The sequence below is a fragment of the Frankia sp. AvcI1 genome, assembly GCF_001420875.1.
In the GTDB taxonomy this organism is placed as follows: domain Bacteria; phylum Actinomycetota; class Actinomycetes; order Frankiales; family Frankiaceae; genus Frankia; species Frankia alni.
The window spans coordinates 249397-266301 of sequence record NZ_LJFZ01000003.1 but is presented as its reverse complement, the minus strand read 5'-3'; the positions used below and the strand labels follow the sequence as shown (position 1 = coordinate 266301).

11 protein-coding genes and 11 pseudogenes are annotated in these 16905 nt (G+C 73.8%); 1 reads left to right on the top strand and 21 read right to left on the bottom strand.

Annotated features, from left to right (window positions below):
- Positions 1-2: 2 nt before the first annotated feature.
- From mqnE to UK94_RS04870, 5 genes and pseudogenes are all read right to left on the bottom strand, one after another.
- Positions 3-1151: an aminofutalosine synthase MqnE gene (gene mqnE, locus UK94_RS04890; RefSeq protein ID WP_041938835.1), complete on the bottom strand. Its 1149-nt coding sequence runs from the start codon at positions 1149-1151 to the stop codon at positions 3-5.
- Between the two features lie 1408 nt (positions 1152-2559).
- Positions 2560-3387, bottom strand: coding sequence for a UbiX family flavin prenyltransferase (locus UK94_RS04880; RefSeq protein WP_235486585.1), 828 nt, complete (start codon positions 3385-3387; stop codon positions 2560-2562).
- A gap of 106 nt (positions 3388-3493) precedes the next feature.
- Positions 3494-4335, bottom strand: a pseudogene (gene mqnP, locus UK94_RS04875) (menaquinone biosynthesis prenyltransferase MqnP); the annotation flags it as partial.
- Position 4336: 1 nt separating this feature from the next.
- Positions 4337-4450 (bottom strand): annotated as a pseudogene (ubiA, locus tag UK94_RS40025) (4-hydroxybenzoate octaprenyltransferase); the annotation flags it as partial.
- A gap of 84 nt (positions 4451-4534) precedes the next feature.
- Positions 4535-5986: a menaquinone biosynthesis decarboxylase gene (locus UK94_RS04870; protein WP_041938834.1), complete on the bottom strand. Its 1452-nt coding sequence runs from the start codon at positions 5984-5986 to the stop codon at positions 4535-4537.
- A gap of 405 nt (positions 5987-6391) precedes the next feature.
- Between UK94_RS04870 and UK94_RS04865 the strand changes: the two genes are divergently transcribed.
- The coding region (locus UK94_RS04865; RefSeq protein ID WP_235486509.1) for a PLD nuclease N-terminal domain-containing protein at positions 6392-6750 on the top strand (359 nt) is incomplete at its 5' end.
- Between the two features lie 492 nt (positions 6751-7242).
- On the opposite strand, the pseudogene ccsB reads toward UK94_RS04865, so the two are convergent.
- The 16 genes and pseudogenes from ccsB to hemL all read right to left on the bottom strand — a co-directional run.
- Positions 7243-7789, bottom strand: a pseudogene (gene ccsB / locus UK94_RS40020) (c-type cytochrome biogenesis protein CcsB); the annotation flags it as partial.
- A gap of 21 nt (positions 7790-7810) precedes the next feature.
- Positions 7811-8397 (bottom strand): annotated as a pseudogene (locus UK94_RS40010) (c-type cytochrome biogenesis protein CcsB); the annotation flags it as partial.
- Positions 8397-8909, bottom strand: a pseudogene (locus UK94_RS40005) (cytochrome c biogenesis protein ResB); the annotation flags it as partial. The pseudogenes UK94_RS40010 and UK94_RS40005, both read right to left, overlap by 1 nt.
- Position 8910: 1 nt before the next feature.
- Positions 8911-9176, bottom strand: a pseudogene (locus UK94_RS40000) (cytochrome c biogenesis protein ResB); the annotation flags it as partial.
- 1 nt (position 9177) lies between these two features.
- Positions 9178-9427, bottom strand: a pseudogene (locus UK94_RS39995) (cytochrome c biogenesis protein ResB); the annotation flags it as partial.
- A 1-nt stretch (position 9428) separates the two neighbouring features.
- Positions 9429-9558, bottom strand: a pseudogene (locus UK94_RS39990) (hypothetical protein); the annotation flags it as partial.
- A gap of 1 nt (position 9559) precedes the next feature.
- A partial coding sequence (locus UK94_RS39985; RefSeq protein WP_235486507.1) for a cytochrome c biogenesis protein ResB occupies positions 9560-10472 on the bottom strand: 913 nt, incomplete at its 3' end.
- A gap of 98 nt (positions 10473-10570) precedes the next feature.
- Positions 10571-11653 (bottom strand): cytochrome c biogenesis protein CcdA, encoded by a 1083-nt coding sequence (locus tag UK94_RS04850; RefSeq protein ID WP_055748875.1) that lies wholly within the window; start codon positions 11651-11653, stop codon positions 10571-10573.
- Between the two features lie 34 nt (positions 11654-11687).
- Positions 11688-11946, bottom strand: a pseudogene (locus UK94_RS39980) (TlpA disulfide reductase family protein); the annotation flags it as partial.
- A 1-nt stretch (position 11947) separates the two neighbouring features.
- Positions 11948-12227: TlpA disulfide reductase family protein (locus tag UK94_RS39975; RefSeq protein WP_235486583.1), on the bottom strand; the 280-nt coding region annotated here is incomplete at its 3' end.
- Between the two features lie 268 nt (positions 12228-12495).
- Complete coding sequence (locus UK94_RS04840; protein ID WP_011602227.1) at positions 12496-13275, bottom strand: SDR family oxidoreductase; 780 nt, start codon at positions 13273-13275, stop codon at positions 12496-12498.
- Between the two features lie 184 nt (positions 13276-13459).
- Positions 13460-14395, bottom strand: a complete 936-nt coding sequence (locus UK94_RS04835; protein ID WP_041938833.1) for a methyltransferase type 12 — start codon at positions 14393-14395, stop codon at positions 13460-13462.
- Positions 14396-14538: 143 nt separating this feature from the next.
- Positions 14539-14993 (bottom strand): annotated as a pseudogene (locus tag UK94_RS04830) (histidine phosphatase family protein); the annotation flags it as partial.
- Position 14994: 1 nt separating this feature from the next.
- Positions 14995-15219 (bottom strand): histidine phosphatase family protein (locus UK94_RS39970; RefSeq protein WP_235486505.1); only part of this gene is annotated, 225 nt, incomplete at its 3' end.
- Positions 15216-15341 (bottom strand): annotated as a pseudogene (locus tag UK94_RS72835) (hypothetical protein); the annotation flags it as partial. The pseudogene UK94_RS72835 and the gene UK94_RS39970, both read right to left, overlap by 4 nt.
- 1 nt (position 15342) lies before the next feature.
- On the bottom strand, positions 15343-16574 hold a 1232-nt coding region (hemL, locus tag UK94_RS04825), incomplete at its 3' end, for a glutamate-1-semialdehyde 2,1-aminomutase (protein ID WP_235486502.1).
- Positions 16575-16905: the final 331 nt, after the last annotated feature.

Genomic DNA, 16905 nt, shown 5'->3' with positions numbered 1-16905 from the left:
CCTCAGGCGTCGATCGAGGTGGGGATCTCGCGGCGGGCCGGATCGGGACCGTCGTAGGAGCGGATCTCCCGGTAACGGGTGTCCCGCTCGACCGGCCGGAAGCCGGCGTCCCGGATGATCGCCAACAGGTCCTCGCGCGTCATCGTGTTCGGGGTACCGAAGCGGTCCGCGTCATGGGTGATCTTGTATTCGACGACCGAACCGTCCAGGTCGTCGGCGCCGAAGTTCAGCGCGAGCTGCGCCGTGGTCAGCCCGTGCATCACCCAGAAGCACTTGACGTGGTCGACGTTGTCGAACAGCAGCCGGGAGACGGCGAACGTCTTCAGCGCCTCCGCGCCGGTCGCCATCGGCTGGTTCATCAGCCGGTTGCGCGGGTCGCCGGCGGCGTCGTGCTGGAAGCGCAGCGGGATGAACACCGCGAAGCCGCCCGTCTCGTCCTGCAGCTCACGCAGCCGCAGCACGTGATCCACCCGGTGGCGCGGCTCCTCGATGTGCCCGTAGAGCATGGTGCAGGGAGTGCGCAGGCCCTTGGCATGGGCGAGGCGGTGGATGCGCGACCAGTCCTCCCAGTGGGTGTTGTGGTCGACGATCCGCTGCCGGATCTCCCAGTCGAAGATCTCCGCACCGCCGCCGGTCAGCGACTCCAGGCCCGCGTCGATGAGCTCGTCGAGGATCTCGTCGGCGGGCAGGCCGCTGATCTTCTCGAACCAGTGGATCTCGGTGGCGGTGAACGCCTTGAGCGCGACGCCGGGCAGCGCCTTGCGCAGCTCCCGCAGCGAGCGGGGGTAGTACCGCCACGGCAGCGTTGGGTGCAGGCCGTTGACGATGTGCAGCTCGGTGATGCCGGCCGGCTCCATCTCCTTGGCGAGCCGGACGGCCTCCTCGATGCGCATCGTGTAGGCGTCGGCCTCGCCGGGCTTGCGCTGGAACGAGCAGTAGGCGCAGGACGCCGAGCAGACGTTGGTCAGGTTCAGGTGCCGGTTGACGTTGAAGAAGGTCCGGTCGCCGTTCTTCCTGGTCCGGACCTCGTGGGCGAGGCCGCCGAGCCAGGCGAGATCGTCACTGGCGTACAGCGCCACCCCGTCGGCGCGGCTCAGCCGCTCGCCGGCGGAAACCTTGGCCTCGATCTCCCGTTTGAGCCCAGCATCCATGACGTCCAGACTAGCCCGCGACACCGTCAGACCTACCCGAGCCGGCCGAGCTGACCCGTCACAACCGTCGGAACCACCCGAGCTGACCCGTCATGACCAGCACAGCCGACCGGGCCGACCCGTCACGAGCGGCCGCTGGGCTGGCCGGCGTCCGCTCACGCGTCCCCNCCCTTNCCCTTGCCCGCGCCCGGAGGCCGTGGCCCCGCCGCGCCCTTGGCCTCGGCGGCCCGCTGCGCCGCCCGGCGCTGCATCCGCCCCAGCGGCCAGGTCANCAGGCCGGCGACCGCGAACCCGATCAGCACCGCGAGCAGCAGGTTCACCCCGACCACCGCGAGCACGACCGTGATCACCACGAGGGCGGCCAGCCGGATCAGGAAGTACGGCAACTGCACCCGCAGGTCGACGTCCTGCTGCACCGGCCGCTCCCGGCGCCCCGGCCTGCCCGCGCCCTCGGACCGGCCACCCCCCGCCGCACGGCCACCGCCCGCCGCACGGCCACCGCCTGACGATCGACCACCGCCCGTCGCCGAGTTGCCGCCTGCCGCCGAGTCAGGGCGGCCCGTCCCGGCCGCCTTCGATCGACCCGAACCGCGTCCCCGGCCCTTCGCCGCCCCGCGCCCGTTCGTCGCCATGTCGCCCTCGATCCACTGAACTCCGCGCCCGCCGGCCCGTGGCCACAACCCACCGTCCCCGGCCCTCGGCCGTCGCCGCCCACTCTGCCTGCCTAGGCACCGCCCCTGCCAGAGGGATCCCGGAACTGCCCGGTCGAGCACGAGGCGCCGTCACTTCCGCCCCAACCCGGCAATCTTGGTGTAGGGACATGCGGGCCGAGTCCGACGGCGGTGGTGTCACCGGACGCAGCTTGGAGAGCATGCCCAGAGGTCCTGACCTCGCAAACGACCCCACACGGCATTGGATCAAGCGAGCCGCCGAAGATCGTCTCCATAGCCGAAGATGATCCGCATCCGAGCGCCCAGCGCCCAGCGCCCAGGCATAACGACTCAGCGTTGCGACCTCGTTCACGTCAAGATCTCCGTTCTCGATCTCGGNGCGGATGTCGTCCGAGCCCAGGCCCGCCCTCAGCGAGCATGTCGATCGCCGCGTTGACCGACCGATAGTTGCCCGGATCCAGCCGGTGCAGCGAACGCAGCCACTCCCGCACTTCGCGGAAGTGGCCTTGATCGTCCAGCGAGGAGACGGCCTGGCCGACATGAGTCGGCTATGGCTCGAGCCAAACACGACGCACCGTGATCCCGAACATGTGCGACGGACCGACGGCCAAGNCGCTAGTCGAACGCGTGGACGTAGACGAGCACCAGTGGCCGGATCCCACACAAGTCGTTGGACGCCGCGGAGCTCCACGATGCAAACGGAGAATTTGCCCCGGACAGGGGCCCGGTGCCCCCGGTCAACCCGTCCGGCGGGCGGCCTGGTCGGGTCGTCGGGCGTGGCCGAGTTCGCCGGTCCAGCGGCGGAAGAGGGCGTGGTCGACTCCGGCGGCGTCGAGTACGCGGCCGGCGACGAAGTCGACGAGGTCGGCGGCGGTGCGCGCCCCGGCGTAGAAGCCGGGGCTGGCCGGGGCGACCACCGCACCGGCGTCGTGCAGGGTGAGCATGTGGCGCAGCGTCGCGCCCGTGTACGGCATCTCCCGCGGCACGACGACGAGGCGCCGGCCCTCCTTGAGGGTCACGTCGGCGGATCGCTGCAGCAGGTCCTTGGACAGACCGAGGGCGATCCCGGCCAGGCACGCGGTGCTGGCCGGGACGACGATCATGCCGTGGGTCCGATAGGAACCGCTGCTCGTCGGCGCGGCAAGGTTGCCGGACGCGTGCACCGTGACGAGCGTCTCCACGGCGGCGGCCAGCGTGGCCGGTTCGGCCGGTTCGGCCGGTTCGGCCGGTTCGGCCGGTTCGGCCGGTTCGGCCGGTTCGGCCGGTTCGGCGGGTGATGCAGGTAGAACGGGTGGCGCAGGTACAACAGGCTGCGCGGGACGCGCTGGCGGGGACGTGGCGGCCGCATCGGGAACGGGCTCGCCGAGGGGGGCGGACAGCCAGCGTTCCAGTGGTTGCTGCCAGGCGACGTCGTGCCAGGCGATGCCGGTCTCGTCGAGCAGGGTCAGCCGGGCGGCCCGGGAGAGCACCAGGTCGACGGGCAGCCCGGCGGCGAGCAGGCCGCGCAGCACGGCGGCCGCGTACGGGGTCCCGCTGGCCCCGCTCACGCCGACCACCCAGGGCACCCGCCCACCGCCCGCCGGGGCATCGGGGCCGCCGCGGTGTTGGCCGGGCTGCTGGTCGCGGCCCTGCAGGTCGGGAGTGGTCACGGCGGGGATGGGCGGGGCCGGCTCAGACCGACAGGCCGCGGCTGATCAGGTCGGCGACGGCGAAGACGAACAGGGCGATGCCGACGAAGCCGTTCGCGGTGAGGAAGGCCCGGTTGACCCGGGACAGGTCCTTCGGCGAGACGATCGCGTGCTCGTAGCTGAACGCCGCCGCCGTGACCGCGAGGCCGGCCCACCACCAGGCGCCGTTGTTCTCCATCAGCCCGTAGGTGACGAACAGCGCGAAGGTGACGACGTGGGTGACGGTGGAGCCGATGAGCGCGCCGCGGACCCCGAACCGCGCCGGCACGGACCGCACGCCGATGCGGCGGTCGACCTCGGCGTCCTGGCAGGCGTAGATGAGGTCGAAGCCGCCGATCCAGGCGCCCACCGCGAGGCCGAGCACGACGGCGGCCCACGACCAGTGGCCGGTCACCGCGATCCAGGCCCCGATGGGCGCGACGGCCTGGGCGATGCCGAGCACGGCGTGCGGGAAGTCGGTGAAGCGCTTGGCGTAAGGGTAGATCACCAGGGGCGCCACCGCGATCGGGGCGAGCGCGAGGCACAGCCAGGACAGCGTGGCGGCGGCGGCGAGGAAGACGGCGAGGGCGACGACGGAGCCGACGACGGCGACGCGCACCGACACGGCGCCGGTGACGAGCTCCCGGCCGGCGGTGCGCGGGTTGCGGGCGTCGATGGCGCGGTCGATGATCCGGTTCGCGGCCATCGCGAAGGTCCGCGCGGCGACCATGGCGACCGTGACGAGCCCGAGGGCACCCCAGTGCACCGACCCGGACGCGGTGAACGATGCCGCCAGGGCGGCGATGTAGGCGAACGGCAGCGCGAAGACGGAGTGCTCGATGGCGANGAGCCGCAGGAACGCGCGCACGTGCCCGATCGCCTGCTCCTGGCCGCCGCCGGCGCCTCCGCCGGGCCTGGCGGTGCCACCCGACGCGCCCGGCAGGAACGCCGCGTCACTCACCGCGCGCACCCACCCGTCGCCTCTCCTGCTTGTCCGGAGGCATTGGTGTCCGAAATATCCCTCTGGACAGGCGAAAAGAGGTGGTCACAGGCCGTACTCCTTCCAGCGGCGGGTCACCTGGGCCCGGACGGCGTCGTCCATGACGATCTCCTCGGGCCAGCCGCCCTCGCGGCGGTAGCCCTCGGTCGGCAGCTTGCGCGTCGCGTCCACCCCGACCTTGCCGCCCCAGAACTGCTCGTAGGAGGCGTGGTCGAGATGGTCCACGGGGCCGATCGTGGTGATCAGGTCGTGGGCGTAGTCGACGTTGCCGAACGCCCGCCAGGCGACCTCGGCGTAGTCGTGCACGTCACAGTCGGCGTCGACCACCACGATCAGCTTCGACAGCGACAGCAGCCCGGCGCCCCAGACCGCGTTCATCACCTTCTGCGCGTGCTTGGGAAAACGCTTGTCGATGGAGACGATGCAGCAGTTGTGGAAGACGCCGGCCTCGGGCAGGTCGTAGTCGACGATCTCGGGGATCATCATCTTGATCAGGGGGCGGAAGATGCGTTCGGTGGCCTTGCCCATCGGCCCGTCCTCCTGCGGCGGGCGGCCGACGACGATCGTCTGGAAGACCGGGTCGCGCTGCATCGTCATCACGTCGACGTGCAGCGCCGGGAACGGCTCGACCGGCGTGTAGAAGCCGGTGTGGTCGCCGAAGGGGCCTTCGGGCAGCCGTGCGCCCGGCTCGAGCCAGCCCTCCAGCACGATCTGGGCGTTCGCCGGCACCCGCAGCGGCACGGACAGGCAGTCGACCATCTCCACCCGCTCGCCGCGCAGGTAGCCGGCGAACAGGTACTCGTCGATGTCGGCGGGCAGCGGCGCGGAGGCGGCGTAGGTCACCGCCGGGTCGCAGCCGAACGCGATCGCCACGGGCAGCCGCTCCCCGCGCCGCTCGGCGACGGCGTGGTGGGCGTTGGAGTCCTTGTGGATCTGCCAGTGCATGCCGACGGTGCGCGCGTCGTGCCGTTGCAGCCGGTACATCCCGAGGTTGCGGGCGCCGGTCTCCGGGTGACGGGTGTGGGTGAGGCCGAGGTTGAGGAAGGCGCCGCCGTCGTTCGGCCAGGCGTGCACGCCGGGCAGCCGGAACAGGTCGACGTCCGGCCCCTTGAGCACGACGTCCTGGCAGGGCGCGGTGCGGACCCGTCGCGGCGGGATCGAGGTGAGCGAGGCGGCCTTGCCCAGCGCGTCGCGCAGCCCGGACAGGCCGGTCGGCAGCTCCGGGCGCAGCAGCGCGGCGAGCCGGTCGCCGATCTCGTCGAGGCGGTCGACCCCGAGCGCGGTGGCCATCCGGGCCTCGGTGCCGAACAGGTTGATGGCCAGCGGCATGTCGGCGCCGCGGGGGGACTCGAACAGCAGCGCCGGCCCGCGCTCGCGGACCACCCGCGTCACGATCTCGGTGACCTCCAGGTGGGGGTCGACGGGCACGGAGATCCGCCGCAGGTCCTTTCGCCGTTCGAGATGCGCGAGGAACGCACGTAGATCCGCCCAGGCCATGCCTCCATCCTGGCAGCCGGCGCGCCCGGCCGTCCGGGCTCCCACCATCCGTCACAGTTGAAACCCGGGGAGTCACGACGCGCGGCTGTAACGGTAAGCGGGCGGACGCCGGCAGCGGCTGATGGCGGACCGGCCGGACGCGGGCCGGGGCCGGAGGGCACACTAGGGATACACGGGCCGGCCATCACCGCGACATGTGCGCTCTCCGGGGAGGGCGCCGCACGCTCGTCTGCCCCCTTCGGCGATGCCGCGTAGGGCCGGGACTACACACCCGCCGACCGATGTTCATACCCGATATGTCGAACCGGATGTAATCGATCAAGGAGAGCGGAAGGAGCGACCAGCCTGTGCTGGGCCTCGCACTGAGTTTCGTGTTCATCGGTTTCTGGGCGTACATGGTCGCCNACGTGTTCGGGACCCCGTCCGACGAGGTACGCGGTCTGTCCAAACCGATCTGGATCGTGGTCGTGGTTCTCTTCGCCCTCGCTGGTGCCGTCGCGTGGTACTTCTTCGGACGGCCGCGGGCGAACGGGCTCGGAGCGCGCCCGCCGCGGCGCGCGGTCTCGGACCACCCGGCCTTCGGCCAGCGTCCGACCTGGGACGTCGACCGCCGCGAGGGGGGCCTGGGACGGCCCGGCTCGCGGATGGGTACCCGGCGCCCGGCCGTGCGCCCCAAGGGCCCGGACGACGACCCGGAGTTCCTCCGCGAGCTCGCGGACCGCATCCGCGGCGGCGACGCGGAGCCGCCGTCCGCCCGCGGCTGACACCGCCCCTGCCCCAAGCCGAGGCGGCACCGCCCTATCCCCCCAAGGCCATACCCGCTCGGCCCGAACCGCACCACACACTTGGACGGCACCCACGCCCGGGCCGCACCCACGCCCGGGCCGCACCACACGCCCGGGCGGCCCATGCGGCACCGCGTGCACCCGCACCTGGCCACACCGGTCACGGCCGAGCTGAACCGAGCTCGGCCGTCCGAGACTGCTCCGGGACCCGGGGCCACGCTCGGCCGCGAGGGCGATCCTGCCGGCAGGGCCGGGTGCGGTGCGTTCTGCCCGGTGAACCCGAGAACCGGGCCCATCGCACCGCGATACCCGCACGTCCCCAAGCCGGCTGTCACCGGTTCGTGACCGTGNCACGCTCCGGGGGCGTGGACGCCACCGCGTCGTCCGCGCCCCTGATCACCACCAGGGACGCGTGCAGGGGCCCCGGAGGCCCGGGGCCCCGCCCGACCCTGGGTCGGCGGCCGCCGTTGGTCAGACGCCCGCGTAGGAGTGCAGGCCGGTGATAACGAGGTTCACCAGGTAGTAGTCCACGAACAGCGCGGTGAACGCGACCAGGGAGATGGCGGCGGCCCGCCGGCCCCGCCAGCCTGCGGTCGCCCGCGCGTGCAGGTAGGCCGCATAGCAGACCCAGGTGATGAACGACCAGGTCTCCTTGGGGTCCCAGCCCCAGTACCGGCCCCACGCCGCCTCGGCCCAGATCGCCCCGGCGATGATCGCGAAGGTCCAGATCGGGAACGCGAACGCGATGACCCGGTAGGACAGGGTGTCGAGAGCCGCGGACGACGGCAGGCGCATCACGATGCCGCCGCGGCTCTGCATCGCGCGGCTGGCGTCGGCCCGGCCGGCCGCCACCTCGGCGAGCCGGTTCTCCCAGCGCTCCTTGACCAGGAACAGCACCGTGGTCACCGCGGAGATCAGGAACACCCCGCTGGAGACGATCGCACCGACCACGTGGATCTTCAGCCAGTACGAGTTGAGCGCGGGCACCAGGGGCCCGGGCGCGACGTAGAGCACCGTGNCGGCGAAGCCGAGGTAGAGNACCACCGGCACCATGACGAAGACGCCCAGCCAGCGGACCCGCTGCCGGGTCATCAGGGCGAGGAACGTCGTGACCGCGATCAGGCAGATCATCGACGAGTACTCGTACATGTTGCCCCAGGGCACCCGGTCCGCCGCGATGCCACGGGTGACGACCGAGCCCAGGTGCAGCGCCCAGCCCACCACCGTGAGCAGCACGGCGATCCGCCCGATCCACTGGGCGCGGGCGGGCACCTCGACGTCGCCGTCGTTGCCGGCGACCAGGGTGTGAGCGGCGGTGTCCCGCTGGCGCACCGCCTCGATCTCGCGGGCGCGCGCCGCCGCGAGCGCGGCCGCGGCGGGATCGTCCGGGTCGATCTCCGCGACGGATCCGGCGTCCGCGGGGGCGCCGGCCCCGACGAGCACGGCCGGCCGATCGGCCGCGCGGGCGGCGGGAACCTCGACCGCCAGCTCCGCGGCACCGCGGCGCGCGCCCAGGCGGCTGAACGCGAACTCGGCCGCGTAGCCGAGCATGGCCGCGGCGTAGACCGCCATGCCGCTGCCGAACAGATGATCGGAGAGGCTGGCTACGCCCTCGTTGACCGCCATCAGTGCTCCCGTTCGCTGGCGTTCGACGCGGCGCCACCGGCTGCGGTGCCGCGCGATTCCGTAGTGCCCGGCGCCGCGGCGCCAGTGCCCGGCGCCGCGGACGTGTCCGGCGGTGCCACGGCCCCGGACGGTGCCGCCGGACCCGCCGACTCGGGCGACCCCGGCGACCCCGGCGACCCCGCCGACGGCGCCGGATCCCGTCCGCCGGTCGGGCCGGTGGCCTCGCGGACGAGGGTGGTGAGCTGGCCGAGCTCGACGACGAAGCCGTCCCCGTGCGACCGGGACAGGCCGCCGATCTCGACGACGGAACCGCCGCCGGGCGCCGGGCTCGCCCGGACCCACAGGCGGCGGCGGTGCACCCGCAGGCTGGCGATCAGCCCGACGATGATGAGCACCGCGAAGATCAGGGCCTCCCGCTTGAACGGGTCGGACTTCACCTGGAAGGTGGCGAACTCCGCGACGCTGTCGGCTTCGAGGCTCAGCCCGCCGGGCAGCCCGGTCAGGGTCCGCTGNCGGGGGTTGTTCACAGCGAGCACCTGAGCGTTGCGGGCCGCTCCGGCCGGGCCGGTCAGGGTGAGCTGGCGCATGTCCCGGGTGTCGACCGTGTACACGTTCTGGGGCACGCCCTCGTCGAGGTGGAGGTTGCCGACGAAACCGGTGATCGTCAGGCCGGGTGCGCGGGCCGCCGGGAAGGTCGAGACGTAGCCCTGGGTCGGGTCGAGGTGCGTCGTCGGGGTGAACACGCCGCTGAAGGCAAGCTGCTGGGGCTCCTTGCGGACNCCGAGCGGCGCCAGGCCCGTGTCGGGAATCTTGACCGTGCAGGTCGAGGTGAACATCCCGTCGCGCGGGGTGCAGGGCACGTTGCCCTGCCAGACGGTCCGGCCCCGGGCGTCGCGCAGGACGAAGTGCGGGGCGTACCCGTGCCCGATGAGGTAGATCTTGGCGTTGCCGAGGACCAGCGGATGGTTCACCCGGATCGTCGCCTGCCGGGTCGGTGCGTCCAGGTCGGGCGAGTAGGTGACGTCGGCGCNGAAGTCCGACGGCTCGCCGTTCGGCTCGTAGGCGGCCGCGAAGCGGTTCAGCGTCAGCGAGAACGGGCGCAGCTTCGCGGTGTCGACGAGCTTGCCGCCGCTGAACTGGTCGTACGAGATGATCGTGTTGNCCATGCTGTCCCCGGTGACGACGAGCGTGGTCCCCTGGTAGCCGAACCAGGAGCCGAAGCCGACCGCGGCGAGCAGCCCGACCAGCGCGACGTGGAAGACGAGGTTGCCCGTCTCGCGCAGGTAGCCCTTCTCGGCCGCGACGGAGTGGTCCGCCGAACCGTCCGGCCGCCGCGTCCCGGCGCGGGCGACGCTGGCGCGGAACCGGCGCCGGCGCAGCGCCGCGCGCGCGGCGGCCGTCGCGTCGGCGGGGGCCAGCGGGCTGGTCCACGCACTGCCACCCGGCAGCCGGCCGGGCCGCGCCGGCGCCTTCGGCGGGGCGGTGAACAGCGCCCTGGCATGCCAGCGGATGCGCGACGACAGGCAGCCGATCAGCGAGATGAACAGCAGCAGGTAGATCGCCGCGAACCAGGGGGCGGCGAAGACGTCGAAGCCGGAGAGCTTGTCGAGCAGGGGCCCGAGGGTCTGGTGCTTCGACAGGTACTGATCGACCCGCATCGGGTTGATGTTGCGCTGTGGCAGCAGCGACCCCGGCACGGCGGCCAGGGCGAGCAGGAACAGCAGTACCAACGCGGTGCGCATGCTGGTGAGCTGACGCCAGGAGCGGACCGCGAGCGCCAACGCCGGATGCCGCCCGGCCCGGGTCCCGCCCGGCGCCGGGCCGGGTTGCCCGCCGGCGCCGTCGGCCCCCCCGGCCGCGGCGCGGCGAGCACCTCCGGCTGCGGCGCGGCGAGCTCCCCCCGCAGGGGCCGGGTCCGGGTCGAGCCCGTCAGCCCGGTCGGCCCCGGGTGGCGCGAACGCGTCCGGCGCGACGGCGACGCGGGCATCGGCGTGCCCCTCGGGCAGTCGACGCCCGCCCGAGGAGTCCGGGTCGAACCCGACGGCCTCCTCGTCGATGGTGCCCGCCGAATCCAGGGTGNCCGCCGAATCGGCCGCGGCCGGGTCGCCGGGGCCCGGCTTCGGCGCGAGGTCGGTGGCCGCACCGGCAGGCTGGTGGGGACGGGTGGAAGAGGTCACAGCGGCGTCTCCGAGAAGCCGGGGGCATAGGGCCGCAGGTTCGCGATCAGGTCGGCCCACTCCCCGGTGAGTTGAAGCACCCCGACCGCGACGAGCAGCACGCCACCGGCCAGGGTCAGGGCGCGGGTGTGTCGCCGCAGCAGGTGCAGGGCGCCGACGGCACGCCGGAAGGCGAGCCCGACGGCGAGGAACGGCAACCCGAGTCCGAGGCAGTACACGGCGGAGAGGAACGCGCCCCGCCCGGCCGTCGCACTCGTCACCGCCAGCCCCTGCACCGCCGCCAGCGTGGGGCCGAGGCAGGGGGTCCAGCCGATGCCGAACAGCACACCGAGCACCGGCGCGCCGAGCAGGCCGGGGCGCGGCAGCCGGTGGATGCGCCACTCGCGGTTCGCCCAGGACATCCGGGAGAACATCCCGGCGAAGGCCAGACCCATGACGATGGTGAACGCCCCCAGGATCTGGCTCACCCCGACCTGATGGCGGACCAGCCACTGACCGAGTCCGCCGAAGGCCGCACCGAAGGAGACGAACACCGCGGTGAACCCGAGCACGAACAGGCCGGTGCCGGCGGCGACCCGCCCGCCGACGCGCAGCCGGCCCAGCCGCGGCCCGAGACCCGCGAACCACCCACCGCCCGCGCCGTTCCCGGCACCTCCGACGTCACCGACGTCGCCGACGTCACCGACGCGCCCGTCGTCATTCATGCGCCCGTCGCCGGCGTTGCGCCCGTCGCCGGCGTTGCGCCCGTCGCCGGTATTGCGCCCGTCGCCGGCCGCGAACGGACCGACCCGGCCGACCCGCAGCGGTGCACCGGCCGGTGCCGGCAGCGGCGGCGCGGCCACGGCGGCGGCCATGGCCGCCGCAGGCGTGGGCTCGGGCTCGGGCGAGCTGGCCGGTGGCCGAGCGGGGCGGCGCTGGCGGTCCTGGAGCTCCTCGCCGGACAGGCCGGTGATGAAGCTGAGGTAGCCGGGCACCAGGGGCAGCACGCACGGTGACAGGAAGGACAGCAGCCCGGCGGCCGCCGCGACCGGGGCGGCGAGCAGCACGGGCCCGTCCGTGACGAGCCCGACCACGCTCACCGCGGGTCCCCCGTCCCGCTCGGCCGCCNCCCGCTCACGCCTCGGCCTGCAACCGGGTCAGCACGGGCTTGAGGTCGTCGTCGGGCACGACCGGGCCGGTGAACCGGGCCGCGATGCGCCCGTCCGCGTCGAGCACGAAGGTCGACGGCAGTCCCGGGGCGACCGGCCAGCCAGCGGCGAGCGTGCCCAGCCGGTCGACGACGCTCGGGTACGGCACGCCGTTGTCACGCACGAAGGCCTTGGCGCCCGACGGGTCCTTCTCGTTGACGCCGAGGAACGCCACCGTCGGGTTCNCCTTGGAGAGCCGCACCAGACCCGGCGTCTCCGCCCGGCAGGGAGCGCACCACGAGGCCCAGAAGTTGACCACGACGATCTTGCCGCGCAGGGACGCGACGTCGAAGTCGGCACCGTCGAGGTTCTTCCCGGCCAGTCGGGGCGCCTCGTGCCGGTTCCCGGCCGGGACGAAGTCCTTGCCGGCGGACTGCTGGACGAAGTTGAAGCCTCCGCCGCCGGTCGCGTCGACCGTGCCTCCCCCGCCGGAACAGGCCGCCGCGAACCCCGCCACCGCGAGCATCACCGCGACGAACCCGACCCGCCTCATCCTGGTCCGCTGCCGGCGCGACCCGGCGAACCGGTCGTGGACAACGTCTGCCACCGGCGTGTCCGACCTGTCACCCGACGCGGACCGCCGTCCCTTCTCCGCCACGCGAACCAGTATGTGCCCTGCCCCTTCCCGGCCCGGAACCCGTCTACGACCAACTGTAGAACTCAACTCAGCGTAGGCGGCCAGGCTGGCCGGCGCGCGTGGAGTTCGACACGGCGGACACCACTGGGCTCGGCGGCTACCAGGTGGGTACCATCCCCCCGTCGACCCGGAGGTCCGCGCCGGTGATGTTCCCGCTGCGGTCCCCGGCGAGCAGGACGACGGCGGCAGCGACCTCCTCCGGTGTGCTGAACCGGCCGGTCACGGAGCTGCCGGCCGCGGCGTCGACGACGCTCGCGGGATCCGCGCCGGTGGCTCGCGAGACGGTGGCGGCGACGCCGTCGGACCCGAGCCACAGGTCGGTGGCGACCGGGCCGGGACTGACCGTGTTGACCCGCACGCCCCGGCCACCGACCTCCCGGGCCAGCGACTTGCAGAAGTTCGCCAGCGCGGCCTTCGCCGCGCAGTAGTCGATGACCGCCGGATCGGCGAGGACCGAGTTCACCGAACTGATCGTGACGATGGATCCGCCACCGGCGGCGAGCATCAGCGGCAGCGCCGCCCGGGTTGCCCGCACCGCGGCGAGCAGGTTCAGGTTGAGTGTTCCGAGCCACATCTCGTCGGTGACCGAGCCGAACCCGCCGGTCCGGGCGGGCGCGGAACCGACGTTGTTGACCAGGATGTCGACCCGCTCGCCGGCCCGCTCGACGAGCGCGGCCGGACCGTCGGGGGTGGCCAGATCCACCAGGTGGACCCGCACCGCGCCGCCGGCCGCCAGCTCGTCGAGCTCGGGCGAGCTGCGACGGGCTCCGGCCACCACCGTGGCGCCCTCGGCGACCAGGGCCCGAACCACCGCCAGGCCGATGCCCCGGCTCGCCCCCGTGACGACGGCGATCCGCCCGAGCAGTCCCATGTCCATTCCGAACCTCCATCGTCGGCCGAGCCGTGTCCGGCCGTCGAGTGTGACCGCCGGTGTCCGTGCGGGCCGTCCCGGCGCCCTCCGGGCACCGCCGCGCAGGCAGGCCAGGGCCGACGGCTGGTCCGGTCCTGAACGGGATGACCAAAGGGGTGACGCCGCCGGGTATCGCGCAGCGAACGGTCCCTCATCCGCGCGGCCGATAGCACCGGACCGCGAGGCGGACGGTCACCGCGGCGTGACGCCGCGGCCAGGCCGCCGCCGCACGAGCACGCAGGTCCTCGGCCGTGCGGTGGTGGCCGGTCGGGCCCATCAGGGCCAGGTCGACGGCCTCGTCGGGGGACAGCACGAGCGGAATGTCCAGGCGTTCGACGGCGGCCGGGGCGAACCGGTCGGCGATCCGCTCGTCGAGTCGGTCGCCCTTGTCCGGCTGGATCCCGACCAGCCCGAGCGGGTCCCGAAGCTCGGCGAGATGGCCCGGTTCGGGGGTGACGACGATGAGCAACCCGTCTGGTCGGAGCACCCTGCCCATCTCGGCCGGGTTGCGCGGCGCGAAGACGTCGAGGAGCACGGTGACGCAGCCGTCGGCGACCGGCCACGGGCCGGCGGCGTCGAACGCGACCGCGCCGATCCGGGGGTGGGCCCGCGCGGCCCGGCGCAGCGCGTACTTCGACACGTCGACCGCGACCCCGGCCGCCCCGGCGGGCAGCGCGGCGAGCACTCCGGCCAGGTGATGGCCGGTGCCGGCCCCGATCTCGAGCACCACCGGCCCTGCGCCGGCCGGCCCCGGATCGGCCAGCCCCGGATCGGCCCGCGAGGCGGGGTGAGTGATCGTGCCCGCCTCCCGGCCCGGGGCCTGCGCCGTTCGGACGGCGGGCGGCCCGGCGGTCGCGAGCTCGGCCAGCCGGGTGGTGAGCGGCCGGTAGTGCCCGGCCCCGAGGAAGGACTCCCGCGCGGCGACCATGGCGGCGGTGTCGCCGGCGACCCGGCGGGCGCGGCCGGTGCGCAGGTTCACGTAACCGCCGCGCCCGAGGTCGAAACCGTGCCCGGTGGCACAACGCAGGGCACCGCCGTCCCGATGCAGCGCGCCGGCGCACACCGGGCAGCGCAGCACCGGCAGCACCGCATCGACACCGACAGCGCCGAACCCGCCATCACCGACACCGCCGCCAACGCCGCCAACGCCGCCGACATCGGCGTCACCGGCACCGCCGCCGACGACGGCGGGTTCAGGCGGCGCGGGCGGCCGGGGCGGGTTTGGGCCGGTCAGGCGCCGACCGATCCGGGCAGGTTCGCGGTCGGGCCGTTCGGTTCGGCGTACTCGATCCCGACGAGCTCCCGTCCCCGGTAGACCGCGGTGGTGACGCTGGCCAGGCCGCACTGACGCCGGTCGGGACGGTGCCACAGGTGCACCCCCTCCAGCGCCCGCCGCGCCGTCCACACCGGGAGCTGGTGGCTGACCAGCACGACGTGCCGCCCGGGATGGGCGTCGCGCCGCTCGGCGGCGGCGGCGAGCATCCGCTCGGCGATCTCGGTGTACGGCTCGCCCCACGACGGCCGGAACGGGTTGGCCAGCAGCCGCCACAGGTGCGGGTAGCGCAGGACCGCGGGGCCCGCCTCGAACGGTTTGCCCTCGAAGGCGTTGCGGCTCTCGATCAGCCTCGGGTCGACCTCGACGGGCAGGCCGTGGGCGGCGGCGATGGGAGTGGCCGTCTGCTGCGNGCGGTCCAGGGGGCTCGCGACCACGGCGGCGACGTCCAGCCCGGCGAGGAACTCCGCCGTCACCTTCGCCTGGCGGTGGCCCGTCTCGGACAGCCCGAATCCGGGCAGCCGGCCGTAGAGGACCTTCTCCGGGTTGAAGACCTCCCCGTGGCGGACCAGGTGCACCCGTGTCAGCGGGCCCCGCCCCGGCTCGTCGTCCGCCGGTTCCAGCGCCGGGCCGCTCACGACCGGCCCCCGCTGGTCGCGGGCACGGGAGCCGGTTCGGGCACGGCGGCGGCGGCGCGGGCGGCGGCGGGCGCGGCGGCGGCGATCCGCTCCATCGTGGCGTCGTCGTGGGCGGCCGAGACNAACCACGCCTCGAACGCCGACGGCGGCAGGTAGATCCCCGCGTCGAGCATGCTGTGGAAGAACGCGGCGTAGCGGGCGGCGTGCTGCGCCTGGGCGCCTGCGTAGTCGACGACGGCCGCGGCGTCGGTGAAGAAGAAGCTGAACAGCGAGCCGGCGCTGCTGGGCAGGTGGGCGACGCCCTCCTCGGTGAGCGCCGTCGACACGATGCCGGCGACGTCGACGGCGCGGGCGTCGACGGTGGCGTAGACGTCGTCGGTGCAGGCCCGCAGGGTGGCCAGGCCCGCCGCGACCGCGATCGGATTACCCGACAGGGTGCCGGCCTGGTAGACCGGGCCGGCGGGCGCGAGCCGCGCCATCACGTCGGCGCGGCCGCCGAAGGCCGCGGCGGGCAGCCCCCCGCCCATCACCTTGCCGAAGGTGAACAGGTCCGGCGACCAGTCCTCGATGGCGCCCTCGTTGCCCCACCAGCCGGCGCGGGAGATCCGGAAGCCGGTCATCACCTCGTCGAAGATGAGCAGCGCGCCGTGGACGTCGCACAGCCGGCGCAGCCCGGCGTTGAAGCCGGGCAGCGGCGGGACCACGCCCATGTTGGCCGCGGCGGCCTCGGTGATGACCGCGGCGATCGTGTCGCCGCGCTCGGCGAAGACGGCCTCGACCAGGGCGAGGTCGTTGTAGGGCAGGACGATGGTGTCGGCGGTCGCGGCGCCGGTCACGCCGGGGGTGTCGGGCAGTCCGAGGGTGGCCACGCCGGAGCCGGCGGCGGCGAGCAGGGCGTCGACGTGCCCGTGGTAGCAGCCGGCGAACTTGATGATCGTCGACCGGCCGGTGAAGCCCCGGGCCAGCCGCACGGCGCTCATCGTCGCCTCCGTGCCGGAGTTGACCAGACGCACCTTCTCGACCGGGCCGACCCGCTCCACGATCAGCTCGGCGAGCTCGACCTCGCCCGGCGTCGGCGTGCCGAAGCTGGTGCCGGCGGACACCGCCCGGGTCACCGCCTCGACGACGGCGGGATGGGCGTGGCCGAGGATCATCGGCCCCCAGGAGCAGACCAGGTCGACGTAGGTACGCCCGTCCGCGTCCGTCAGATACGGGCCGTTGCCGGACACCATGAAACGCGGGGTGCCGCCGACGGCCCGGAAGGCGCGGACCGGGGAGTTGACCCCACCGGGAACGACACGCTCGGCACGCCGGAACAGCTCTTCGGAGGCCGGCGCGGCAGAGGGAACCACCATGCCCACGATCCTCGCAGGTCCACTCGGTCACCTGCGCCTCGCGTGGCCAGCGGCACGCCAGCCGCCACCCGTCGGCGTGGCGGCGAAGCGCCGGTGGAGCGCCGCCGGTGGACGGGGGTCTGCCCCGGCCGCCCACCGGCGGCGGTCTGTGCGCCGGACCCCGGCCGGCCGGGGACGCGGATCGCGCCCGCCAGCAGCTCCGAGGCCACCTTCCGGACCGCCGTCGCGGGCGGTTCGGCAGGGATGCCGGGCCCGGGGCGGAGGCGGAGGGATGGCGACGTTGTCCTGATAGTGCCCGCTGCAACGGCCACGCGCCCGGCGCCGAACGACT

Excerpts from the sequence above, each read along its gene's own strand:
- mqnE (WP_041938835.1), bottom strand. The coding sequence starts at position 1,151 with ATGGATGCTGGGCTCAAACGGGAGATCGAGGCCAAGGTTTCCGCCGGC.
- UK94_RS04870 (WP_041938834.1), bottom strand. The coding sequence starts at position 5,986 with ATGGCCTGGGCGGATCTACGTGCGTTCCTCGCGCATCTCGAACGGCGA.
- UK94_RS04840 (WP_011602227.1), bottom strand. The coding sequence starts at position 13,275 with ATGGACATGGGACTGCTCGGGCGGATCGCCGTCGTCACGGGGGCGAGC.